General features: G+C 42.9%; 19 protein-coding genes. 10 read left to right on the top strand and 9 right to left on the bottom strand.

Annotation, left to right across the window (positions count from 1 at the left end; translation table 11 throughout):
• Positions 1-10: 10 nt before the first annotated feature.
• On the bottom strand, positions 11-781 hold the full coding sequence (locus tag DPF90_RS02870) for an ABC transporter ATP-binding protein (protein ID WP_114784509.1): 771 nt from the start codon (positions 779-781) through the stop codon (positions 11-13).
• A gap of 614 nt (positions 782-1,395) precedes the next feature.
• Between DPF90_RS02870 and DPF90_RS02865 the strand changes: the two genes are divergently transcribed.
• The 8 genes from DPF90_RS02865 to DPF90_RS02830 all read left to right on the top strand — a co-directional run bounded on the left by DPF90_RS02865 (position 1,396) and on the right by DPF90_RS02830 (position 13,728).
• Complete coding sequence (locus tag DPF90_RS02865; RefSeq protein ID WP_114784507.1) at positions 1,396-2,943, top strand: DUF3360 family protein; 1,548 nt, start codon at positions 1,396-1,398, stop codon at positions 2,941-2,943.
• A 283-nt stretch (positions 2,944-3,226) separates the two neighbouring features.
• Positions 3,227-5,503, top strand: coding sequence for a formate C-acetyltransferase (gene pflB, locus DPF90_RS02860; protein WP_114784505.1), 2,277 nt, complete (start codon positions 3,227-3,229; stop codon positions 5,501-5,503).
• A gap of 187 nt (positions 5,504-5,690) precedes the next feature.
• Positions 5,691-6,692, top strand: a complete 1,002-nt coding sequence (locus DPF90_RS02855) for a lipid A deacylase LpxR family protein (RefSeq protein ID WP_420855710.1) — start codon at positions 5,691-5,693, stop codon at positions 6,690-6,692.
• A 238-nt stretch (positions 6,693-6,930) separates the two neighbouring features.
• The gene (gene pflA / locus DPF90_RS02850) at positions 6,931-7,671 is read left to right on the top strand and encodes a pyruvate formate lyase 1-activating protein (protein WP_114784501.1); all 741 of its coding nucleotides are present in this window, start codon (positions 6,931-6,933) and stop codon (positions 7,669-7,671) included.
• Between the two features lie 67 nt (positions 7,672-7,738).
• A complete protein-coding gene (locus DPF90_RS02845) occupies positions 7,739-8,404 on the top strand; it encodes an energy-coupling factor ABC transporter permease (protein WP_114784499.1) in 666 nt (221 codons plus the stop codon).
• 437 nt (positions 8,405-8,841) lie between these two features.
• The gene (locus DPF90_RS02840) at positions 8,842-10,776 is read left to right on the top strand and encodes a PrkA family serine protein kinase (RefSeq protein WP_114784497.1); all 1,935 of its coding nucleotides are present in this window, start codon (positions 8,842-8,844) and stop codon (positions 10,774-10,776) included.
• A gap of 134 nt (positions 10,777-10,910) precedes the next feature.
• Positions 10,911-12,179 (top strand): YeaH/YhbH family protein, encoded by a 1,269-nt coding sequence (locus DPF90_RS02835; protein WP_114784495.1) that lies wholly within the window; start codon positions 10,911-10,913, stop codon positions 12,177-12,179.
• Positions 12,180-12,189: 10 nt separating this feature from the next.
• Positions 12,190-13,728 carry a SpoVR family protein gene (locus DPF90_RS02830; RefSeq protein WP_114784493.1) on the top strand — a complete coding sequence of 513 codons (1,539 nt, stop codon included), beginning with the start codon at positions 12,190-12,192 and terminating at the stop codon, positions 13,726-13,728.
• A 106-nt stretch (positions 13,729-13,834) separates the two neighbouring features.
• Here the strand turns inward: DPF90_RS02830 and kdsB are convergent, their stop codons facing one another.
• From kdsB to DPF90_RS02805, 5 genes are read right to left on the bottom strand one after another with little or no spacing between them, the layout of a single operon-like run.
• Positions 13,835-14,587 carry a 3-deoxy-manno-octulosonate cytidylyltransferase gene (gene kdsB / locus DPF90_RS02825; RefSeq protein WP_114784491.1) on the bottom strand — a complete coding sequence of 251 codons (753 nt, stop codon included), beginning with the start codon at positions 14,585-14,587 and terminating at the stop codon, positions 13,835-13,837.
• Complete coding sequence (locus tag DPF90_RS02820; RefSeq protein ID WP_006075338.1) at positions 14,587-14,766, bottom strand: Trm112 family protein; 180 nt, start codon at positions 14,764-14,766, stop codon at positions 14,587-14,589. The genes kdsB and DPF90_RS02820 overlap by 1 nt, the downstream gene beginning before the upstream one ends.
• On the bottom strand, positions 14,747-15,754 hold the full coding sequence (gene lpxK, locus DPF90_RS02815; protein WP_114784489.1) for a tetraacyldisaccharide 4'-kinase: 1,008 nt from the start codon (positions 15,752-15,754) through the stop codon (positions 14,747-14,749). Before lpxK ends, DPF90_RS02820 begins: the two co-directional genes overlap by 20 nt.
• A 3-nt stretch (positions 15,755-15,757) precedes the next feature.
• A complete protein-coding gene (msbA, locus tag DPF90_RS02810; protein WP_114784487.1) occupies positions 15,758-17,506 on the bottom strand; it encodes a lipid A ABC transporter ATP-binding protein/permease MsbA in 1,749 nt (582 codons plus the stop codon).
• A gap of 31 nt (positions 17,507-17,537) precedes the next feature.
• Entirely contained in the window at positions 17,538-19,574 is a 2,037-nt protein-coding gene (locus DPF90_RS02805; RefSeq protein WP_240314453.1) for a DNA internalization-related competence protein ComEC/Rec2, read from the bottom strand.
• A 209-nt stretch (positions 19,575-19,783) separates the two neighbouring features.
• Here DPF90_RS02805 and DPF90_RS02800 point away from each other — a divergent pair, with 209 nt between their 5' ends.
• Positions 19,784-20,329 (top strand): DUF2062 domain-containing protein, encoded by a 546-nt coding sequence (locus DPF90_RS02800; protein ID WP_114784483.1) that lies wholly within the window; start codon positions 19,784-19,786, stop codon positions 20,327-20,329.
• 85 nt (positions 20,330-20,414) lie between these two features.
• On the opposite strand, the gene lolE is transcribed toward DPF90_RS02800, so the two are convergent.
• The 3 genes from lolE to lolC are packed head-to-tail and all read right to left on the bottom strand — an operon-like array spanning position 20,415 to position 23,545.
• Complete coding sequence (gene lolE / locus DPF90_RS02795; protein ID WP_114784481.1) at positions 20,415-21,659, bottom strand: lipoprotein-releasing ABC transporter permease subunit LolE; 1,245 nt, start codon at positions 21,657-21,659, stop codon at positions 20,415-20,417.
• A 1-nt stretch (position 21,660) separates the two neighbouring features.
• Positions 21,661-22,347 carry a lipoprotein-releasing ABC transporter ATP-binding protein LolD gene (gene lolD / locus DPF90_RS02790; protein ID WP_114784479.1) on the bottom strand — a complete coding sequence of 229 codons (687 nt, stop codon included), beginning with the start codon at positions 22,345-22,347 and terminating at the stop codon, positions 21,661-21,663.
• Entirely contained in the window at positions 22,340-23,545 is a 1,206-nt protein-coding gene (lolC, locus tag DPF90_RS02785) for a lipoprotein-releasing ABC transporter permease subunit LolC (protein WP_114784477.1), read from the bottom strand. Before lolC ends, lolD begins: the two co-directional genes overlap by 8 nt.
• A 165-nt stretch (positions 23,546-23,710) precedes the next feature.
• On the opposite strand from lolC, the gene DPF90_RS02780 reads away from it, so the two are divergent.
• Positions 23,711-24,280: a PilZ domain-containing protein gene (locus tag DPF90_RS02780; RefSeq protein WP_114784475.1), complete on the top strand. Its 570-nt coding sequence runs from the start codon at positions 23,711-23,713 to the stop codon at positions 24,278-24,280.
• The last annotated feature ends 7 nt before the right edge of the window (positions 24,281-24,287 follow it).

Raw genomic sequence — 24,287 nt, 5'->3', positions numbered from 1 at the left:
TACAACAGACTCAGTAGATAGATGAGATAAATTGTTGTAAACGCTCTGAATCTGGATTAGTGAACAGCTTAGCAGGCTCACCCTGCTCTTCCACTAGACCTTGATGCAAGAACATGACATGGTTAGAAACATCGCGTGCAAATGCCATTTCGTGCGTTACAACTAGCATTGTCCTGCCTTCTTCAGCAAGATCTCGCATTACACCAAGAACTTCACCAACTAGCTCCGGATCAAGCGCTGAAGTGGGTTCGTCAAACAGCATCACTTCAGGATCAACGGCAAGAGCTCTGGCTATTGCTGCTCGCTGCTGCTGGCCTCCTGAGAGGTGACCTGGGTAATAATCTTTCCGCTCATAAAGGCCGACTTTTTTTAGAAGTAGCTCAGCATTCTCTCTAGCTTGAACTTTAGGAACACCAAGTACGTGTACTGGCGCTTCAATAACGTTTTCGAGCACCGTCATGTGCGACCAAAGATTAAATCCTTGAAACACCATAGCCAATCTAGAACGTATACGTTGGACTTGTTTTTCACTTACAGGCACTGACTCGCCTTGACGATTGGTTTTCATTTGGATCAACTCTCCGTTGACCCAAATTTCACCGTTAGTAGGCGTTTCTAAAAGATTTACACATCGTAGGAAAGTGCTTTTGCCTGAACCAGATGAACCAATGATAGAAATCACGTCACCTTTGTGAGCTTGAAGAGAAATTCCCTTTAGCACCTCATTATGGCCAAAGGTCTTATGCAGTTCCTTTATATTTAGCGCGGCTGCATCATTCATGCGCTCATTACTCCCTGTTTTATTATCGCTTATCCAAACAAAGAAGCTTGGCACTGAAAGTGCTAAATTCAAGCCTTATCTCGCTACAAACTAGCACCGCACCGCTTAACATGCAACAAATCATTAACGATGTAAAAGTGAATTTATAATCAAACAAAATGTTTTTTGATGCATATATTAAGCAAATAAAATCCATTATTCGCATAAAAACAAAAACGTAAGAATCGTTAACCACCAAAAGAAATTAACATTTTTATAAAAAACCGGAACCATCTCAACAATTTAATCAATAGATAGACGAATTGCACAATTGGTTGCTGAACGCCTCTCATCAGTTTGAAAGTCACTTTCATTTTTCAATTCTCAATTCCCTAAATCATCTGATATGTAGTTAACTTTCATATCTATTTATAAGGTGATCTAAATCAATTCACCCCCCCAATATTGGGGTTTACACTCACACAAAAGATAAAACTCTCAATAAGAGAGAGGTCTTTCTCAACTGTTGGCCCGTTACTATTTATGGCCTCAGAAAAGTAGTTAAGCACATCTGTGTATCTACACAATTTGCTTTCTTAACTACAAACACTCTCTATGCTAAATATGAGGAATCTATGTCAGACGCAGCCAAAACATCGCATTCTGATTCAGATATCGAAGCCAAAAGCTATCGTGATCTCCACCGTCCAGCCTCCCAGTTTAGGTGTCGCTCAGGCTACTTAGACCATGAGCTACAGATAATGAAACCCCGACGTTTCAGCTTGAACTTACCCTTTCGAGATTTCAGGTTTGAACTTGAAGACCTTGTGCCCGCTCTGGCAGGAACACTGGGTATTATCGCTATGTATTCAGCGGTAATGATGTCTTGGGCTGAAGGACTCACCGCTGCTTGGGACCACGTCAACTTAGGCAAAGATTTTGCCATCGAGGTCTCACGAGTTGAGATGCTTATTCCAGCGTTTTTATTCTGCATATTGGCTTCAGGAATAGTAAACCCCAAAGCAAACTTGGCAGGTAATCATGGCCCTATGATCCCACTGATAGGAACCATTGCACTCGCCGGTGCCCACCCTCTCGCCTTAGCCATTTTAATTGGTGTATTTGGCCTACTACTCAGTTGCTTCAAAGGTGGTTCTAAATTGGTCAACCTAACTTCGGAGGGTACGGCGGGTGGCTTACTCATTTTTCTCGGTCTAACCGGTACCATGAGCCAGATTAACGCCATCCAAGGTTGGGCGGTGGGACTTCAATCTCCATCTATTGCCGCTGGCGGTATGGGTTATGTAGGATTAGTGGTGCTAGGCATTACTATTTCTTTATACGCGTTATTAGCAAAACTTAACAAACGATGGCTGGCGATACCTGTTTGCGCCTTTACTGGCTTAGCCGTTGCGCTAACATTTGGGGCTGGTTTTGACATAGAGTTTGTTACTGACCCGGGCCTGCCTAACCTAAACCCAGCTTATTGGTGGGGCAATACAGAAGAAGGATGGATGCTTGGCCTTCCAAACGCCGAACATTTTATCGCATCTTTGCCTTTTGCAATTTTAGCTGTCGCCATGTGGTCACCAGATTTTCTTGGTCATCGAATTTTCCAAGAATTAAATTACCCTAAGAAAACCGAAAAAGTACTCATGGATGTTGATGACACTATGACTATGTGCTCGGTTCGTCAAATGGTCGGCACAGCAATAGGCGGTGGTAACATTACATCGTCATGGGGTACCTATATGATCCCTGCTGCAATTGCCAAACGCCCAATCCCTGCTGGCTCAATTCTTCTGGGGCTGCTTGTAATGCTTATCGCTATTTTAGGGGTTCCAATGGATATTGCAGTATGGCCACCTGTTATGCGCGTCGCTCTATTGGTGGGTGTATCTCTTCCACTTTTAGAGGCAGGCATGCAGATGGTCAAAGACTGCAAAGACTCACAAGCTGCAGGGATTTGTATATTTGGCTCTGCGATTGTCAACCCTGTTTTGGCTTGGGCACTGACCATGCTCCTAGATAATAATGGCCTAATTGGCGATAAAGAGCGGGCAAAGCGCCTATCCTTTGTAGATAAAATCATTATTCCAGTCGGCGTATTGGTTATCTGCTTAGCCGCCATGCTCTCAGTAGGCATGCTTGAAGGCCAATACGGTATTCAAGCTTGGCTTTAACACACTACCTTCTGAGGGCAACACTATTGTTGCCCTTATTTTTGTGTAAAAAGTTTATCATTTATTGATTTAGTTTAAGGTTTGCAGTTTTTTTTTAAATTATTGTAGACCTCGAAGACAAATATCATTCACGAGTAGCAATATCTATGGTGACACTAGATCTAGAAAACTTTAGCCCACTATACATATTGTTATTCAAAAATAGAGTGCCGTTCTTGTGTTAGAACTCTGGTTAGCTCAACTACCAGAAAGTGCTCGTTTACATTAATAAGGTAGGTATGTCATGGCAGAGCAATTTGCTAAAGCTTGGGAAGGTTTTGCTGAAGGTGATTGGCAAAATGAAGTCAATGTTCGTAATTTCATTCAAAAGAACTATACCCCTTATGAGGGCGACGAATCTTTTCTAGTATCAGAAGGGACTGAAGCAACAAATGCTTTGTGGTCCAAAGTCATGGAAGGAATTAAGCAGGAAAATGCAACCCATGCTCCAGTTGACTTTGATACGTCCGTCATTTCAACCATAACTTCACATCAAGCTGGCTACATCAACAAAGACTTAGAAACCATTGTTGGCCTACAAACTGAAGCCCCGCTAAAACGCGCCATCATTCCTAACGGTGGTATTCGCATGGTAGAAGGCTCGTGTAAAGCCTACGATCGCGAACTCGATCCTCAAGTTAAAAAGATATTTACTGAATACCGTAAGACACATAATGAAGGTGTTTTCGATATCTATACTCCTGACATTTTAAAATGTCGAAAATCCGGCGTGCTTACTGGTCTTCCTGATGCTTATGGTCGTGGACGCATTATCGGTGACTATCGCCGCGTCGCACTTTACGGTATAGACTACCTAATGAAAGATAAGTTGGCCCAGTTTGCTTCGCTGCAAAAACGTTTCGAAAACGGTGATGATTTACAAATGACGATGCAACTTCGCGAAGAAATCGCTGAGCAGCATCGTGCCCTTGGCCAAATGAAGAAAATGGCAGAGTCTTATGGCTTTGATATCTCTCGTCCGGCAGAAACAGCGCAAGAAGCGATTCAATGGACTTACTTTGGGTACTTAGCTGCGGTTAAATCACAAAACGGTGCGGCTATGTCCCTAGGTCGAACTTCTACCTTCCTAGATATCTACATTGAACGTGATATTGCTGCGGGCAAGATTGATGAAATCAAAGCTCAGGAAATGATTGATCACTTTGTCATGAAGTTACGCATGGTGCGTTTCCTTCGTACGCCTGAATATGATGATCTTTTCTCTGGCGATCCTATCTGGGCAACAGAGTCTATGGGCGGTATGGGGCTAGATGGTCGCACACTGGTAACCCGAACTAACTTCCGTTTCCTCAATAGTTTATACACTATGGGTCCATCACCTGAGCCAAATATTACCGTACTTTGGTCTGAGCAATTACCTGATGGATTTAAACGATTCTGTGCCAAGGTTTCGATCGATACGTCTTCTATTCAGTACGAGAACGATGACCTGATGCGCCCGGACTTTGAGTCAGACGACTATGCTATTGCATGTTGCGTGTCACCTATGGTGATTGGTAAACACATGCAATTCTTTGGTGCTCGCGCTAACCTTGCAAAGACACTACTTTATGTGATCAATGGCGGTGTCGATGAAAAGCTTAAGGTCCAAGTTGGTCCAGAGATGCCTAAGGTTACAGACGAAGTCCTTAACTTTGACAGTATTTGGGAAAAACTAGACCTGTTTATGGACTGGCTCGCTAAGCAATACGTGACAGCGCTAAATAGCATTCATTTCATGCATGATAAGTACAGCTACGAAGCAGCTCTCATGGCCCTCCACGACAGAGATGTTCGTCGTACTATGGCTTGTGGTATCGCAGGGTTATCCGTGGCGGCGGACTCATTATCTGCTATCAAATATGCCAAAGTAGAACCCGTTCGAGACGAAGACGGCATTGCCATTGACTTTGAAATCGAGGGTGACTATCCAAAATTTGGTAACAATGATGCGCGCGTGGATGACATTGCCTGTGAATTAGTCGAAGTGTTTATGAACAAAATTCGCTCACTAAAAACATACCGCAATGCTATTCCAACTCAATCTATCCTAACGATTACCTCTAATGTCGTATACGGTAAAAAGACTGGCAATACACCCGACGGACGACGTGCTGGTGCACCCTTTGCGCCCGGTGCTAACCCAATGCACGGTAGAGATGAAAAAGGCGCTGTCGCTTCGCTAACGTCAGTAGGAAAACTGCCTTTTGCTCATGCAAAAGATGGCATTTCATATACTTTCTCAATCGTACCCAATGCTTTGGGTAAAGAAGAGAGGTCACAAAGAGCAAACTTGGCCGGTCTTATGGATGGATATTTCCACCATGAAGCAGGGATTGAGGGCGGTCAGCATCTCAATGTTAATGTTTTGAACAGAGACACTCTTGAAGATGCGGTGAAACACCCAGAGAAATATCCGCAACTGACTATCCGCGTATCAGGCTATGCCGTTCGTTTTAATTCTCTAACGGCTGAGCAACAGCACGATGTAATAGCAAGGACCTTTACCGAGTCTTTGTAAACATTTGCTAACCCTATGACTTAAAGCCCCATTTCGGGGCTTTTTTACTCAACCAAATTATCTCCACTTCCTTGATCTCTTTAGCAAATAAGAGACACATTGCACAAATGTCTATGCCAATCATCGATTAATCCAGGCTATCCTGTACTATCAAGACTCTTATTAAATTATGAGCAAGCCAATGAAAATCAAAAGCATTCTTTTTACCCCTCTCCTGCTGATTTCATCTCTCTGCCTTGCATCGGAAAAATCTACGTTGGCATTTACTATCGATAATGATGGTATTTTCGGTGTGGACAAAGATTACACTAGCGGGCTATTTCTGACCTATTCCACAGGGGCGATTACGCCTTATGCTATTTTCAGCCCTCTTAGCCTGTCATACTGGGGTGGTACATCATTAGATAAATTAGAATTTCTTATTGGCCACAAGATGTATACGCCGTCAGATATAGAGGCCACAACCCCACAAATCAATGACCGGCCTTATGCCGGATACTTTCACGGCGAGTTTAACTACATCAGCTTACATCCGCAGCAAGCCCAAAGATTTAATCTCACCATAGGAGCTACGGGGGAAGATTCATTAGCGGAAGAGTCTCAAGACATTGTTCATGGCATTGTAGGATCGGATGAGCCCAGAGGATGGGTTTATCAGGTTGATGAGGGATACGTCGGCAGTGTAGGGTATTTGACTCATATTAACCTATGGCGAGATAACGCAATAGCTAATACAGACTGGGAAGTATCTAGTGTTTCAGAGGTCAATTTGGGCAACTTTCGTAGTGATATATCAACGGGGTTGATGTTTCGCTGGGGAGCAGATCTCGCTGGCAGCATGGGAGCAGCAAACATAGATAATGAAAATCCGTTCCGAGCTAGCATGCTCGGCGCTTCAAAGTCAGGATGGTTCGTGTATGGTGGTATTGAAGCAAGGTACAGATTTAATGATGTCACTATTGAAGGTTCTCGTCCCGGTGTAGATACCTATGCAAACCTAAATGGACATAACGCTAATATTTATGATGTCACACTAAAGGAGAACCAAGCGACGGCTGTTGCTGGGATAGCATGGTATAACGACCATTTTGGCGCCACTGCCACTGCCACTGTAAAAACACCAGATTATGAAGAAGCAGATAAATCTGTCTACCGCTCGGGCAGCTTATCACTGTATGCTTTTTTCTAAATTGTAAATCTCTGGCAGTCACTATTTAGGCTGCCGGCTCTCTCCTCAACGACTTGGCTAACAGAACGTAACTGCTCATTGTTTTTTTCCAACTCTTTCATCGCACTAGAGAGCTGATGGTACTGCTCACTCGTATCAGTCAGTCGAGAAGAAGTAAACACCGCTAGCGTAATAAAACCTATATTGCCCCTACTTTTTGTAATAAAATAACGAAAAATAAATCGCCAGAGAAGAGTCTATGTCAACGATTGGTCGTATCCATTCTTTCGAATCTTGTGGAACTGTTGATGGACCCGGAATTCGCTTTATCGTGTTTATGCAAGGGTGCTTAATGCGATGCATGTATTGTCACAATAGAGATACTTGGGATACCCACATTGGTAAAGAAATAACCGTTGAAGAAATCATCAACGAAGCAAAGAGTTATCGCCATTTTATGAATGCATCGGGTGGTGGTGTCACCTGCTCTGGTGGAGAAGCCATGCTACAGCCAGAATTTGTGCGGGATTTTTTTCGTGCTGCTAAAGCTGAGGGTATTCACACTTGCCTAGATACAAACGGCTATATTCGTAAGCACAGCCAAGTTATAGATGAAGTGCTACAAGCAACGGATCTCGTCATGCTAGACCTAAAGCATATCAATGACGAGGTGCATCATGATTTTATTGGTGTCTCAAATAAACGTACGTTAGATTTCGCTCGGTATCTACAAAAGATTGGGCAAAAGACATGGATACGATATGTAGTCGTACCAGGCTACACCGACAGCGCAGAGGATGCCCACCTTTTGGGACAATTCATCAAAGATATGGACAACGTAGAAAAAGTGGAACTACTGCCCTATCACAAGTTAGGTGCCCACAAATGGGAGGCTCTAGGCTTAGAATACCCCCTTGAGGGTGTTGAGCCACCATCCAAGCAAACCATGGATAATGTGGTATCAGTTATTGAACAATATCACTCTAACGTAAAATACTGATTCCAAAAGATCGTTATTTCATCAACAATGCCAGGACTATCTGGACTGGTATTTTGAGTGAATTGCTTTGCAACTATCAGAACTATGTTTCCTAACCATTATTCTGCTCTCTATTAAGTGGGTGTGGAAGGATATTACATTAAACTTAATGCCTAAGCTGCGCCTTGAAATGAGTTTTCAGCATGTTACATGTGGCGCCATCATTTTATTGGGCCTCTTATGGTCACTTCAAGCCAGTGTAAAAGATAACCTAACCATTCATTTTTTAGCGCTCACAACTTTAACCCTTATGTATGGCTGGCAAAGTGCTTGTGGTCTAACCATTGTAATTTCAATATCACTTTGTTTTTTCGGTCAAATTGATCCTTATCAGTTACCCAGCTACATTGTTTTATCAGGCTTTATACCCATATTAATCAGTCACAGCGTTTTCTTGCTGAGCTACTCATATCTACCAAGAAATATTTTTGTGTTTATTTTTGTAGCAGGCTTCTTTAACGGCGCTTTCACTGGCAGCATGCATCTGTTAACGAATGCAGTTTATCTGCTATCTCTTGGCGCTTACGACTGGACGACCATATCAGATAACTACATAATATTTATGCCTTTACTTGCATTTCCTGAAGGGCTACTAAATGGTATGGCGGTTGCCATTTTAGTTGTCTTTAAGCCAGAGTGGCTGCGTGTCTTTTCCGACCGAGATTATATTTACAATCATTACCGAGATAAGTAGCCTGTAGGACGCCATAAATTCTCTACTTTTTCATAGAAAACATGTGTTGAGATCATATTTATATCATTACCTGATCGAATGTTGGATGTTTGACGTACATGTCCACGCCAGTATCACTTGTGTGATAATGAAATTACACGAATAATAAATGCATGAATCACAGAGCGCTGCCGCTCGGCAGCACTCCACCTCAACAAGCCCACTTTCGAACAATTTCAAAAACTAACAAATCCATCAATCAGTTCATTACCACAAGACGAAGTTTATTACGTCTCAATGACCTTACTTGAAGCAAGTGGTCAAACATCACAATTTGCAAATAAATATATATTTTTTAAGCAAAATTCTAAAAACCAACTACTCTTTACTATGAAGGGATTTGTTTTTTTCTATGCGGGTTGATTGTCTGTAAAGGCAGGTTCAGAGGGGAAGTCATTATGAGTATTTTCGACCATTACCAATCACGCTATGAAGCAGCCAAGGATGAAGAGTTGTCCTTGCAAGATTTCTTGGCGCTTTGTAAAGATGATAAAAGTGCTTACGCGAACGCAGCGGAGCGCCTACTGATGGCTATTGGGGAACCAGAATTAATTGATACTGCGCAAGACCCTTGCCTAAGCAGAATTTTCTCTAACCGAGTAATATCTCGGTATGAAACGTTTAAAGACTTTTATGGTATGGAAGAAGCAATAGAGCAAATTGTTTCTTACCTAAAACATGCGGCTCAAGGTCTTGAAGAACGTAAGCAGATTATTTATCTACTTGGACCTGTGGGTGGTGGTAAATCATCACTAGCAGAAAAGCTAAAAGCACTCATGCAGCAGGTTCCAATTTATGTCCTATCAGCAAATGGGGAGCGAAGCCCTGTTAATGATCATCCATTCTGCCTCTTTGATGTGACAGAAGATGGTGATCTACTTAAGCGCGAGTACGATATTGAGAAACGCTATCTTCGCTCCATTATGTCGCCATGGGCAGCGAAAAGACTTCATGAGTTTGGCGGTGACATCACCAAATTTAAAGTGGTCAAGGTACGGCCATCTATCTTGGATCAAGTCGCAATTGCCAAAACCGAACCTGGAGATGAAAATAATCAAGACATTTCCTCGCTGGTCGGAAAAGTCGATATTCGTCAGCTAGAGCACTACTCGCAAGATGATCCAGATGCTTACAGCTATTCGGGCGCACTCTGTCGAGCAAACCAAGGGCTGATGGAGTTTGTGGAAATGTTCAAGGCACCAATCAAAGTGCTCCATCCTCTACTTACTGCGACACAAGAAGGTAACTACAACGGTACTGAAGGCTTATCAGCACTTCCGTTCGACGGTATGATACTTGCGCACTCCAATGAATCTGAGTGGCAAACCTTCCGCAACAATAAGAACAACGAAGCTTTCTTGGACCGCGTATACATTGTCAAAGTCCCCTATTGTCTTCGAGTTTCTGAAGAAATCAAAATCTACCAGAAACTGCTCGACCACTCAGAACTCTCGAAGGCCCCATGCTCTCCAAGTACACTAGAGTTGCTGTCTCAATTTAGCATTCTTTCGAGACTCAAAGATCCAGAGAACTCTTCAATTTTCTCCAAAATGCGCGTTTACGATGGAGAAACATTGAAAGATACGGATCCAAAAGCAAAAAGCTATCAAGAGTATCGAGACTTCGCTGGTGTGGACGAAGGAATGTCTGGATTATCAACGCGCTTTGCGTTCAAGATTCTTTCTCGCGTGTTTAACTTCGACCAAACTGAAGTTGCAGCTAATCCAGTTCATCTTTTCTATGTTATCGAGCAGCAAATTGAACGTGAGCAATTCCCGCAAGAAACCGCAGAGAAGTACCTAGAGTTTCTCAAAGGGTATTTGGTGCCGAGATACGTTGAGTTTATTGGTAAAGAAATTCAAACCGCATACTTGGAGTCTTATTCAGAATATGGGCAGAATATCTTCGACAGATATGTCACCTATGCAGATTTCTGGATTCAAGATCAAGAGTATCGCGACCCCGAAACCGGACAACTGTTTGACCGTTCCGCTCTTAATAACGAGTTAGAAAAAATCGAAAAAACCGCAGGGATCAGTAATCCTAAAGATTTCCGCAACGAGATTGTTAACTTTGTACTTAGAGCGCGTGCAAGCAATAACGGGCAAAACCCAGTGTGGACTAGCTACGAGAAACTACGTACAGTCATTGAGAAGAAGATGTTCTCAAACACAGAGGAATTACTACCCGTTATTTCCTTCAACGCTAAAACCTCTTCTGAGGATCAGAAGAAACATGATGACTTCGTTGCTCGTATGATGGAGAAAGGTTATACCGAGAAACAGGTCCGCTTGTTATCAGAGTGGTACTTGCGAGTACGTAAATCGTCTTGATAGCTAGGAAGCGTTTCCTCTTCGAAAAAGAGGAATACGGCCAATGAATTAGCAGCCAGACTTGACCATCTGGCTGCGTATTGGATGTGAGAACATACTCTCAATGTGAGTGTGTAAGATACGAGGGATGACTCATGGCGCAATTTATTGACCGACGACTGAACGGCAAAAATAAAAGCGCGGTAAACCGCCAACGATTTTTGCGTCGTCATAAAGAACAAATCAAAGAATCCGTTGCAGACGCTGTCAACCGCCGATCAATTACTAATACAGAAACTGGCGAAGACGTTGCAATTCCTCACAAAGACATTAAAGAACCTATTTTCCATCAAGGCAAAGGGGGAGTTAAAGAACGCGTTCACCCCGGCAACGACCAGTTTATCACTGGTGACAAAATAGAACGCCCTAAAGGTGGAGGTCAAGGAGGTTCAGGCGAAGGAGACGCAAGTCCTGACGGTGAAGGCCAAGACGAATTTGTATTCCAAATATCCAAAGATGAATATCTGGATATTTTATTCGAAGACTTAGAACTTCCAAACTTGGAAAAAAACCAAATCAACAAAATCACGGAATGGAAAACGCACAGAGCGGGTTATCAAACCGCAGGGGTGCCTGCAAATATAGCCATTGTGAAATCGCTGCAACAGTCACTCGCGCGGCGAACGGCAATGACGGCAGGCAAAAAACGCATGCTTAGAGAACTTGAGGAAGAGTTAGATCAAGTTAAAATGAGCGAGCCAGCTCAGCTACTGGAGGAAAAGAGGCTCAAAAAGGAAATCAAGGACCTTCGCAAACGCATCGATACGGTTCCCTTCATCGACACTTTTGATCTTAGATTTAAAAACTACGAACGCAGGCCTATCCCTTCTAGCCAAGCGGTCATGTTCTGCTTGATGGATGTTTCAGGTTCCATGGATCAAGCTACCAAAGATATCGCCAAACGTTTTTATGTACTGCTGTATCTCTTCTTAACTAGAACTTACGAAAACGTTGAAGTGGTATTCATTCGCCACCACACTCAAGCAAAAGAAGTGGATGAGCATGAGTTTTTCTATTCACAAGAAACCGGTGGCACCATAGTATCTAGTGCATTGAAATTAATGAAAGAGATTGTCACAGACCGTTACCCAATCGGCGAGTGGAACATATACGCAGCACAAGCGTCAGATGGCGATAACTGGGCTGATGATTCGCCTAGATGCCGTGAATTACTCACCAAGAACTTACTACCTAACTGCCAGTATTATTCGTATATAGAGATTACTCGCCGCTCTCATCAAACTCTGTGGCACGAGTATGAAAAATTGGAAGATGCTTTCGATAACTTTGCAATGAAAAACATTCGAAGCGTAGAGGATATTTTCCCCGTATTCCGAGAGCTTTTCAGAAAAGAAACGGCTTAGGGAGGCTATGATGGCAACGAAAACCAAAAAAGCGACTAAGAAAAAAACTCTGCCAGACGGCCCTGATTGGACCTTTGATATACTTGACCGGTATCATGCCGAGATTAAACGTGTAGCAGACCACTATCAGTTAGAGACCTATCCGAATCAAATCGAGGTCATCACTTCCGAGCAGATGATGGACGCTTATTCAAGCATCGGCATGCCGATTAATTACAATCACTGGTCGTTCGGTAAAAAATTCATTCAAACCGAGCAGGGCTACAAACATGGTCAAATGGGGCTAGCCTACGAAATCGTTATTAACTCAGATCCTTGTATCGCCTATTTAATGGAAGAAAATACCGTAACCATGCAAGCACTGGTAATGGCTCATGCATGTTATGGACATAATTCCTTCTTTAAGGGCAACTACTTGTTTCAAACCTGGACAGACGCGAGTTCAATTATCGATTATCTCTTGTTCGCTAAAAACTATATTGCGGAATGTGAGCAAAAGTATGGGGTTAAAGAAGTCGAAGAGTTACTGGACTCCTGCCACGCGCTGATGAACTTTGGGGTAGACCGCTACAAGCGTCCCGAGAAAATCTCGATTGCTGAGGAGAAGATGCGCCAAGAAGAACGTGAGACTTATCTTCAATCTCAAGTCAATGACTTGTGGCGTACTGTACCCAAAGGTAAGGTAGAACAGGAGGAGTCTAAAATTCGCTTCCCCTGTGAACCACAAGAAAATATCCTCTACTTTATCGAAAAGCATGCTCCATTACTTGAGTCATGGCAGAGAGAAATTGTTCGTATTGTGCGTAAAATCAGTCAATATTTTTACCCGCAGAAGCAAACTCAGGTTATGAATGAAGGCTGGGCTACATTCTGGCATTACACCATTCTCAATCATTTGTATGACGAAGGACTAGTCACGGATCGCTTCATCTTAGAATTTCTTCACAGCCATACCAGTGTGGTTGCACAGCCTGCATACAACAGCCCATATTTTAGTGGTATTAACCCTTATGCTCTGGGCTTTGCCATGTTTCGTGATATAAGAAGGATATGTGAAGAGCCGACTGATGAAGACAGAGAGTGGTTTCCAGAACTCGTTGATACAGACTGGCTTGAAGCCGTACACTTTGCGATGAAAAACTTCAAAGATGAGAGTTTTATTAGTCAATATTTATCACCTAAGTTAATGCGAGAGTTTAAGTTATTCGCGATAACTGATGATGATAGGAAGAACTACATTGAAGTCACCGCAATACACAATGACACTGGTTATCGAGATATTAGAGAAAAACTGGCAGGACAATATAACCTAAGCAGTCTTGAACCTAATATCCAAGTCTTTAATGTCGATGTTCGAGGGGATAGATCACTTACTCTGCAATACGTGCCACATGATAGGATCCCTCTCGATGAGAGCTATGAAGAAGTCCTAAAACATCTTTATCGTTTATGGGGTTTTGATGTCATTTTGGAAGAAGTGAAAGAGTCAGGACGAAGAGAAATTCTGACAACTTGCCCTAAAAGAAACGAGTACGATGGACAAATATAATCCCTTTAACATCTAACAAAAGAAGGGAGTACACCTATAATGCACTCCCTTTTTCATCTCATCGTTCAATAAACATAGAAAAATAAAAGGACCTAAAGAAATAAAGCTAGATCGTTTGCACGATTCGGCGAACAGCCTCTAGATCTTCTGGTGTATCGACACCTGCTGGCGGGACCTGCTTAGCAATCTCTACGTGAATTTTCTCACCATACCAGAGCACCCTAAGCTGCTCTAAGCTCTCAATTTTCTCTAACGCTGTCGGCTCCCAGTTAATATAGGTATTTATAAAACCAGCTCGATAAGCATAAATACCGATATGCCTCATCAATGGCTGAACTATCGCCTTATCAGCATTTGCAAAGTTATCACGATCCCAAGGAATAGTAGCTCGACTAAAATAAAGCGCATAGCCTTCACTATCTGTAACAACTTTGACTGAATTGGGATTAAAGACCTCATCCTGATGAGATATTTCCACAGCTAACGTTGCCATCGGAGCCTGACTATTCGCCAAATTATTCGCGACTTGAGCAATAGTCACTGGTGGGATCAAAGGCTCGTCACCCTGTACGTTAACAATCACTTGATTGTCATCTATACCCGTGGTTTGGATAACTTCAGCTAAGCGCTCCGTACCTGACTGATGCTCAGTCGAAGTCATACATACTTTACCACCAAACGCTTTAACGGCAGTTTCTACTCGTTTATCGTCTGTTGCGACAATAACTGTATCTGCTCCAGACTGAGTCGCCTGTTCATACACCCACTGAATCATTGGTTTTCCAGCGATATCAGCGAGGGGCTTACCAGGTAAGCGTGAGGAATCGTACCTAGCTGGAATGATAACTGTAAAGGCCACTACCTTCCCTCTTCCATACTCATTTGGCGCGCTTCTGGCTCTAATAAAACAGGGATACCTTCTTTTATTGGGTACGCCAAACGATCTAACTTACAAATCAGTTCTTGTTTATCTTTATCAAATGTCAGTTTTCCTTTGCAAACTGGACATGCAACAATCTCAAGCAGTCGGTGGTCCATACTGTTCCTTAACCTCTTTAATTTTATTTATAATCTGCACTTCATCTTGGTGACAGAATGTCGCTGTTACAGGGAGATACCACCAGTTTTCTTCGGCATAATCACTGCACTTCACCGCATCTTTTTCCGTCATGATAAGATGCTGCCCTTGAGATGCCAAAATTTGTAACTCACAAGAGTCAAAGTCTTGGTGATCGGCAAACCCTTGAGTTAACACTGGCTGAGCACCTAAGCTTTTGAGCGTATCAAAAAAGCGGGGGGGATGACCGATACCGGCAATAGCAACAAGTGACTCCAACTGCCCAACAGGAGCCTTGAAGTTCGTTTTTAAATTAACTGCTAGGCTGGGTGTTAGACTCATCATCATTTCACCAGCTTTTGATTCACCACCATTAGCTACGATAAAGTCAACTTCTGATAATCGAGCGGTCGACTCTCGTAAAGGCCCTAATGGAATCAGATGCTCATTACCAAAACGGCGATGACCGTCCACCACAACCAGCTCAATATCTCGCTCAAGAGCATAATGTTGTAGGCCATCATCTGTAATAATAATGTCTACACCCAAAGGTAACAGCGCTTTCACCGCATCACAACGATTTGGAGAAACGGCAACCGGTGATCCAGTGCGCTGATAGATAAGCTTGGGTTCATCACCACAATGCTTAGTCGAAGTTTGCTCTTCAACCACTAAGGGATAATGAGGTGCCTTGGCACCATAACCACGTGATACTACTCCTGGCTTATACCCTTGAGCTTGAAGTTGCTCAATCAGCCAAATGACAACAGGTGTTTTTCCGTTTCCACCCACCGTAATGTTCCCAACCACAATTACAGGGACAGGTGCTCGATAACTCGCCTTCTTTCCTGATAAAAAACCATGGCGTCGCCTTCGGCTAAAAAAACCAAAAAGTCGGCTAAGTGGCCAGAATAATGGCCACACTATATAAAAGAGAAGTGATTTGCCAAACCAGATTTTTTGAATCATGGTTTAACCACCAAACTGAATTCTATGCAACTGAGCATATGCTCCATCTTTTTCCAATAAGCTAGCGTGACTACCTCGTTCTATGATGTCACCTTCATCAACCACCAGAATTTCATCAGCACTTTCAATGGTTGATAACCGATGAGCAATAACGAGTACTGTCTTGTTTTTTTGTAACTCATCCAACGCAGATTGGATGGCTTTTTCAGACTCAGTATCTAATGCTGATGTTGCCTCATCCAAAATCAGAATAGGAGCATCTCGTAACAATGCTCTCGCAATTGCAATTCTCTGGCGTTGTCCACCTGAAAGACTAGCACCATTTTCACCAATTACCGTGTCAAGGCCATGTTCCATGTTTTCGATAAAATCCATGGCATAAGCTAGACGTGCTGCTTGCTCAATTTGTTCACGGCTGTACTCCTGCGTTGCTGCATAGGCAATATTATTGGCAATTGTGTCATTGAAAAGATGCACATTCTGTGACACTAAAGCGAAATGATTACGCAGATTGGTCAGTTTATAATCTCGAACATCATGGCCATCAAGTTCAATGCATCCAGAGTCTACATCATAGAAACGTGTAAATAGGTTTGCTATGGTACTTTTTCCTGAACCAGACCGACCAACAAGTGCCACCGTTTTTCCTTGAGGTACTTCAAAATTCACATTGCGCAGAGCAGGCGCATCTTTCCCGTCGTAAGTAAACGTAACATTTTTTACCGCCAACTCGCCGCGAGCTATGTCAATCTCATACTTTCCTTTGTCTTGCTCGGTCTCTAGGTCCATGAGCTCAAACAGCGTCTGGCTTGCTGCCATACCACGCTGAAACTCTGAGGTCACATTGGTCAATGCTTTAAGAGGTCTCATCAAAGCAAACATAGCAGAAAATACGACCGTAAACGTACCAGGCGTCAGCTGCTCTTTGATTGAATCAACGCTGGCTAAGAATAGCACCACAACCAAAGCAATAGAGGCGATAGTTTGAATTACTGGATTGGCAATCGCTTGTGCTGCCACCAACTTCATTGACTGTTGGCGCATCTGATTACTCACGATATCAAAGCGCTCGCGCTCGACATCTTGACCACCATAGCTCAATACAACTTTATGTCCCTTTAGCATTTGCTCAGCGGAAGCCGTTACATGCCCCATAGTATCTTGCATATTCTTAGATATTTTACGAAAACGTTTCGAAACGATACTAATGCCCCATGCAACAATGGGAGCGACAATAAAGAGAACAAGAGATAATTGCCAACTATACCAAAACATTAATACAAGGAAGCCAATTATACTGGCTCCCTCTCGTACAATACTCACCAAAGCCCGACTTGTAGCACCAGCGACTTGCTCTGAATCATAAGTAATACGAGACAACAAACCTCCAGTGGACTCCTTGTCGAAATAGGAGACGGGCATATGCATAAACTGGCTAAAAATCCGACGACGCATTAGCATAACAACATTACCCGATACCCAGCTCAGGCAATAGGAAGAAACAAAACCACTCGCGCCTCTTAAAAGCATCATACCGAATATAATAAACGGCAGTACTCGAAGGAAATTGGACTCTGCATCACCAAAACCTTCATCAAGCAGAGGTTTCAATAATGACACCATATAGGTATCTGCCGCAGCATTAATGATAAGAGCAACAACAGCAACTGAAAGGCCCGCTTTGTAAAGGCGAATATAGGTCCAAAGGCGTTTAAAGGTTTGCCATGTTGTTTCATCTTGATTTGAAGACATAAAACAGCTTTATTTAAAAGTATTATGGGCGCTATTCTACTCCCTTACGTAGCATCTGCCTATACCAAGACCGCCCTTTCACCCACCTTAATGGCTCGACCTGCCAAGTGGAATCATAAAAGCTGATACTAATTTGCCCATAGTCCCCCGTATCTAACCAAGCTACACCTGATTTCTTGTATCGTTCAACGACCCTTGGGGCCGGTAAATGCCACTTTCCAGCTTTGGCTGTTGAGGCAATGGCCAAGTCTGGACCAACCACTTTTATAAATTGAGTCGTTGACGACGTCCGGCTGCCATGATGAGGAACAATGATCACATCACTACTTAGTAACCTTGGTTGCCTAATCAATATCCACTCTACAATGGCATCGATATCACCAGTTAGTAAAATTGACTGTTCACTATTTGATTGCGTGACTCTAACAACACACGAATGTGGATTATAAGCTCTGGGCACAGCATTATGCGGCCATATAAACTCTATATCTAACGCTCCCCACCTCATTTTTTGCCCAGCAAGGCACTCCTTACCGTCCTTCAATACCTGGCTACTTATTACCTGTTGAGGGCGCCATTGATCAATGAGTTCAGTCATTCCACCAGCATGATCATTATCTGAATGGGACAAAATAAGACCCTTGATTTGGTGTACCCCATGATAGTGAAGAAAAGGTGTGATGACTTGCTCTGCAATACTGCTTTTCTGCCAAGCAATCCCCGTATCATAAATAATCGCTTCTCTATCTTGTTGAATAATAACGGCCAGGCCATGGCCAACATCAAGTACAAAAACTTGCCATATGGGCTTAACTCGCCATTCGATTAAAACCGTTAACAGACATAGAAGAGATAGAATTCTCCCGTAATTACTTAAGTAAGGTGCTAACAAACATAGGGAGAAAAGAAGGCATAACCAAGTCACTTGCTCGTTTGATAAAGCAAACCAAGTTTCTTCGGCAAAGCTCATCGCATATAAGGCAGGTTGAATCGATAAGTCTGCCAAGCACCAAAGAAAAGTAATGTTAGCCCCAATATCGAGGATAAGTGCCATTAGGGACACGGGAACCACAAAAAAACTAAACCATGCTACAAATACAAGATTGTAAATAAAACTACTTAAGCTAACTCCATGAAAAAATACCGCTATTGCTGGCATCATACCCACAACCAAAGCGCTCTGAAGTATCAAGGCTTTTTTCCAATAGGATACGTGAGCGCTTTTTTGCGTTGAAAAGATCAAAATCACAGCAACGGCCCACATAGTAAGCCACAAACTCATTGACGCTGTTGAAAAAGGGTCCAGAAATAATAAAAAGGAAAAAATGAGTAACCATTGATAACTTTTAGGCACTCGATTAGAAGACATGGATAAGACAGACACCAAGCAACAGGCAATGACCGCCCTTTGCGTTGGAATCGAAAAACCTGCGAGCCATGCGTAACAAACGCTACACAAGATCGCCACAACCATCGGAGTACTTCTCCAACGAAAAAAAATCCGAAAAAGCAGTTTGCCGACAAACCAACCAATACCGAACACAATCCCAATGTGCAATCCAGATATCGCAATTAGATGACTGAGACCACTGGCTTTGAGTTGACGCTTTACCTCAGTGGATAATTCATCTCTTATACCAAAGGTCAAAGCCAGTATTATTCCTTTGCCCATCAAGGAATCTATTGAGTTTTTCACTTGGTTGTACCAAGAAAAGCGCACAGACCCTGAATTTATAATCCAATAGCTATAGTCAGCTAATACACTGCCTCGGCCTACCACGCCCTGCTGCAAAGCAAATTTCTCAGCATCAAATCCAACATCATTAAGGTATCCAGTTATGGGCTTTAGTTTGACTTTTGCTCGGATTTTGTCATTAGAAACAAGAAGGATAGGTGACACTAACCATATGCTGGGTCTAAGAGGGCCTAAAATAGACTTTCCGTTAATAGCAGTGACAGTTATTTTACCGTGAAAACCGTGATTTATTTGCTTAAAAAAGCTGTCAACCTCCGCATTTATGGTAATATTTGGACCATCTTGGAAAAGGATCTCTTGCTGATAGTACACACAGTTAATGCGTATTATGAGTATTAAGCAAGCAATGAGCAATCCAACACACCATTTTAGCAATTTTAACCTTATACTGAGTATCAGAATCAATATACAGGGAAACACCCATGGCCATGATGGCGCGGTCCACCAAAACTGGGCGGTCGAGATAAGGAAACAAAACGAAATGAGTGTCCAGTAATTTAAAAAGAGAGTCATATTTCCCTATGCCAAGAAAACTCATAAAACGTTTTATGCCTGACCATGAAGTCATAAAACGCCAGAAAGCATTGAAAATTTTTGGTAACGTGCTTTACAACCCTAACCTCTGGTGCCTGAATCGTCGTTCAGCTTCAGGGGCGTTCGCTGTTGGTTTGTTTATGGCTTTCGTACCTTTACCAAGCCAAATGATTATGTCAGCTGGCTTAGCGATTGTATGTGGTGTTAACCTTCCTCTGTCTGTCGCACTTGTTTGGGTAAGCAACCCGATAACCATGCCCGTACTGTTTTACTTTGCTTATAAAGTCGGCGCTGTGGTCATGCATACCCCTCCGCAACCCTTTCATTTCGAGTTATCGTGGGACTTTATCATGCAGCAAATGAGTACCATTGGTCCTCCTTTCATACTCGGCTGCATGATTTGTGGCATTGTCTCAGCCATTGCTGGATACTTCGGTATTAAAGCACTTTGGCGCTATTCTGTTGTGAGAAGCTGGCAGCAAAGAAAAATCAGATTAGGTAGGTTACTAAAGAAAGGAAAGCGCAAAGATTAGGTTTTCGATGAATGGTTAGATTTAGTAAAACTGACATGTCATACAAAGATTAAAGGGCCCAAGTGGCCCTTTAATCTTTGTGGCTTTATTTAGAGCTCAAGACTAAGGCAGGATTTAGTTTAGATGCACGTGATGCAGGATACCAAGTCGCAAGTAAACTTAAGATAATCGCCGTTCCTGAAACAAGAATTATGTCTGTCCAGACAATTTCGGAGGGTAAAAAGTCAACAAAATAAATATCACCAGAAAGAAATTGATGCCCAATGGCTTTTTCCAATAACGTGATGAGATAAGTCAAATTCGCTGCAACCAAAACACCGAATACGCTGCCTACTAAACTACCTAAGACTCCAGAAAAAACGCCTTGCCAAATAAAAATTCGCTTCACCAAGCCATCCGTCGCCCCCATTGTTCTTAATATCGCAATTTCTCCCGCGCGATCTTTTACCGCCATCATGAGCGTCGATACAATGTTAAAGCTAGCAACACCGATTACCAGAACCATAACAAGATACATTATCGTCCTAACAAGTTGAATGTCTCTATACAAGAAGCCATATTCTTGTTGCCAACTGCGCAGATACACATAAACATCTAAGGTATTGCCTGCTTCACGCACAATTTGTGTTGCATTGAGAACATCAGAAACTTTCAAGGCTACACCGGTAACAGCACCAGTAAGCTGAGCGTATTTCTGAGCGTCTTCTAAAGGCACGATTGCAAGATTATGGTCAATCTGCCCGTTGAGTTTGAGCAAACCAGCAACCTTAACTCGAACTCGCTTTGGCGCTTGTACTCGAGTAGTGGAACCTGATGTCGGGATCATAAGTGTAAGATAATCGCCTTCTGACACTCCTAAATACGTCGCGACTCCTTGACCCAGAATCACCTGTTGTTTGCCAGGCATAAAGTCTTGCCATGCCTTGCCATCTACATAACGATTGATGCTAGACACCTTAGATTCCAACTCTGCGTCCACTCCACGAACTTCCAGCGCTTTGACTTTATTGCCTTTTTCTGCCAACGCTGTAATGGTTACATAGGGAGCTGCCGCTTCAATTTTGGGGTGCTTTTCAGCTTGCTGCATCACAGATTGCCAATCGAAGATAGGTCCTCTTACCCCTTCAAACTCACCATGAGCAATGACTGATAGAACGCGCTCCTTGAGTTCTCTCTCAAAGCCATTCATTGCCGACAACCCTATGATAATGACCGCGACGCCAACTGTGATACCGATAGTGGAAGATAATGAAATAAACGACACCATTTTATTTCGCTGCTTGGCACGACTAAAGCGGCTACCAATTAATAATGATAATGAAGAAAACACACTAGACTCCCCCCACATCAAGCAGCAAACCATCTTGCATGTGCAACTGCTTATCCATTTTTGCAGCTAACTCTCCATCATGAGTCACCACCAGAAATGCCGTTCCTGATTCTTGGTTTAACTCGCGCATTAGATCGTAAATTGACAGCGCCGTTTGGTAATCAAGATTGCCAGTTGGTTCGTCAGCAAGCACTAAAGAGGGGTTGTTAACAAGTGCACGGGCTATGGCAACGCGCTGGCGCTCTCCCCCAGACAACTCGGAAGGCCGATGGTCCAAGCGGTGACTTAATCCAACTTTATCTAGTAAAGCTTTAGCAGCCTGTTTAGCTTTGGCTGATTTTTCTCCGCCAATTAAAAGCGGCATGGCGACATTTTCTAGCGCGCTAAAATCGGCCAAAAGATGGTGAAATTGATACACAAAGCCAAGATGCTGATTACGAAGCTTGGCTTGCTTGTTCGAACTTAAAGACGCGACGTTCTGCCCAAGAATACTTACCTCTCCTTCTGTTGCGTCATCAAGTGTCCCCAGAATATGAAGCAATGTACTTTTACCCGACCCTGATGAGCCAATGATCGAAGCCAGTTCACCTTTTTGTAACTCAAAGCTAACCCCTTTGAGGACTTGAGTGTCAATCGATCCTTCTCGGTATGTTTTACAAATATTATGACATTGAAGGAGTTTATTCATATCTCAAAGCCTCAGCAGGTTTAATAGAAGATGCACGATAAGAAGGGAAAAGCGTCGCCAATAAACTCAGAGCAATGGCCATTATGATCACAGTTCCGATTTGGAAAGGGTTCACTAATACAGGCAGTTGCCCGCCAACCGAGAGCAAAGCAACACCGGCACTGTCGAGTATAGAATTTAGGTTAGAGGCCAACAAAACACCAAGCCCTCCCCCAATAATTGATCCAAGAACACCACTGCTCGCCCCTTGAACCATGAAAACACCTATCAGCTGAGCCTTTGTCATACCTTGAGTCTTCAATATGGCTACTTCTGATTGCTTTTCCATTACCACCATAATAAGAGCAGATATAATGTTAAACGCAGCAACGCCGATAATAAGACCAAGCATCAAACCCATCATATTTTTTTCCATCCGAACCGCTTGGAATAGCTCACCACGTTGATCCCGCCAGTCTTGCCATTTCCAGCCATCTGGCAAGGCTTTACTGCCTAGATCGCTGACAACAAAAGGATCATCAAAGAATAATCGCCAACCTGTGATTGTGTTTGTGGGTAATCGAAGCAGACGAGCTGCATCATCGATATGGGTCACTATTAGCTGGGAGTCGACGTCCGAGCCTGTATTATAAATACCAGCTACGGTAAAAATTCGTTGACTTGGAATGCGACCGAGTGGGGTAAACTGACTAGCACTTGTGACCATAAGACGCACTTTGTCGCCAACCGAGACTTTCAACCCTCGCGCCAAACTTTGGCCAATCACAACTTGGTATTGCCCTGACTTCAGAGAGGAAAGCCTTCCAGCCACCAAGAAAGATTCTATCGGATCATACTCGTTAGGCTTTACGCCTATCAACAAGCCCGCTGATAGCGTGTTGGCACTTTGAATAACCGCTTCTCCTTGAACAATAGGTTCTGGTAAAGCTGAACTCGGCAATTGCTCAAGAAAGTCAGGAGGGGAGGTATTCGGTGTTCTTCCGTCGGCATAAGACACTATCGCTTGGGGTAAAACGCCCAAGATGCGGCCTTTCAATTGCGCTTCAAAACCGTTCATTACCGAAAGTACCGTCACCAGAGACATCACACCAATGGTGATGCCCGCCGTCGACATATAGGAAACAAAACGGCTGAACCTATCACCCGAGCGTCCACGTAAATAACGAAGACCAATAAAGGCAGATACAGGATGGAACATAGTTATTACCAAAAACGTTTGATAGCCGTTACTGTAACGATTTATCGCCCTAGGTTGTAGTCCTTATTCGCTAAAATGGCGTCAAATTATGCACGAAACAATGAGATATCTTGATTAGTTGCTGCTTATGACGATAATCAAGACATAGCTTTAAGGAATTTGCGTATGTCTGAGCAAGAATATTTTACCGTACATCATAAAATGTCTGTTAACGTCGAACCTTTACCCAGCACTGAGGTTTTACCAAGTTATGAGCAGTTCGAACGTGAAATTCCTGCCCCTTTCCTTGTCGCAAGTGAATTCAGTCATCTCGATATTTTAAACGATCATGCTCGAGCCGAAATGAAAAGTATTGATTTTAAATACGTGATTGATTTACTTGATGCGCAAAACTCAAAGCTTAATTTGCTCTTGACCTTTATGCTTTCTCAGCAAGACAACGAGCAGTATCGCTATCAAACCTTGTCGTTCGGTGCCAGCAAATTCTGCTATAGCGCCGATTCTGCTTTATCTGTGGGAACAAAAGTTAGGGTGAAGATGTTTATTGAACACCCTGCAACCGCTGTTTACTGTTATGGACACGTTGAAAGTAACGACAAAGATGGTGATGATTTCCTAATAACGATAAAATATGATTTACTGCGTGACCAAGACGAAGATCTTTTGATAAAAGCAGCACTCTATCAGCAACAGAAATTACTCCGTCAGCGCTCAAGAGATCGCGACAAAAAATAATCTTACT

It is taken from the genome of Vibrio tetraodonis (assembly GCF_003350295.1).
GTDB lineage: Bacteria > Pseudomonadota > Gammaproteobacteria > Enterobacterales > Vibrionaceae > Vibrio > Vibrio tetraodonis.
The sequence above is the reverse complement of the archived record's forward strand: the minus strand, read 5'-3'. Positions and strand labels throughout refer to the sequence as shown.

Bases quoted from the DNA above. Each gene is read 5' to 3' on its own strand.
- pflA (WP_114784501.1), top strand. From the start codon at position 6,931: ATGTCAACGATTGGTCGTATCCATTCTTTCGAATCTTGTGGAACTGTT.
- msbA (WP_114784487.1), bottom strand. From the start codon at position 17,506: ATGTCTTCAAATCAAGATGAAACAACATGGCAAACCTTTAAACGCCTT.
- lolD (WP_114784479.1), bottom strand. From the start codon at position 22,347: ATGAATAAACTCCTTCAATGTCATAATATTTGTAAAACATACCGAGAA.
- pflB (WP_114784505.1), top strand. From the start codon at position 3,227: ATGGCAGAGCAATTTGCTAAAGCTTGGGAAGGTTTTGCTGAAGGTGAT.
- DPF90_RS02780 (WP_114784475.1), top strand. From the start codon at position 23,711: ATGTCTGAGCAAGAATATTTTACCGTACATCATAAAATGTCTGTTAAC.
- lolC (WP_114784477.1), bottom strand. From the start codon at position 23,545: ATGTTCCATCCTGTATCTGCCTTTATTGGTCTTCGTTATTTACGTGGA.
- DPF90_RS02840 (WP_114784497.1), top strand. From the start codon at position 8,842: ATGAGTATTTTCGACCATTACCAATCACGCTATGAAGCAGCCAAGGAT.
- DPF90_RS02835 (WP_114784495.1), top strand. From the start codon at position 10,911: ATGGCGCAATTTATTGACCGACGACTGAACGGCAAAAATAAAAGCGCG.
- DPF90_RS02820 (WP_006075338.1), bottom strand. From the start codon at position 14,766: ATGGACCACCGACTGCTTGAGATTGTTGCATGTCCAGTTTGCAAAGGA.
- DPF90_RS02865 (WP_114784507.1), top strand. From the start codon at position 1,396: ATGTCAGACGCAGCCAAAACATCGCATTCTGATTCAGATATCGAAGCC.
- lpxK (WP_114784489.1), bottom strand. From the start codon at position 15,754: ATGATTCAAAAAATCTGGTTTGGCAAATCACTTCTCTTTTATATAGTG.
- DPF90_RS02870 (WP_114784509.1), bottom strand. From the start codon at position 781: ATGAATGATGCAGCCGCGCTAAATATAAAGGAACTGCATAAGACCTTT.
- DPF90_RS02800 (WP_114784483.1), top strand. From the start codon at position 19,784: ATGCCAAGAAAACTCATAAAACGTTTTATGCCTGACCATGAAGTCATA.
- DPF90_RS02830 (WP_114784493.1), top strand. From the start codon at position 12,190: ATGGCAACGAAAACCAAAAAAGCGACTAAGAAAAAAACTCTGCCAGAC.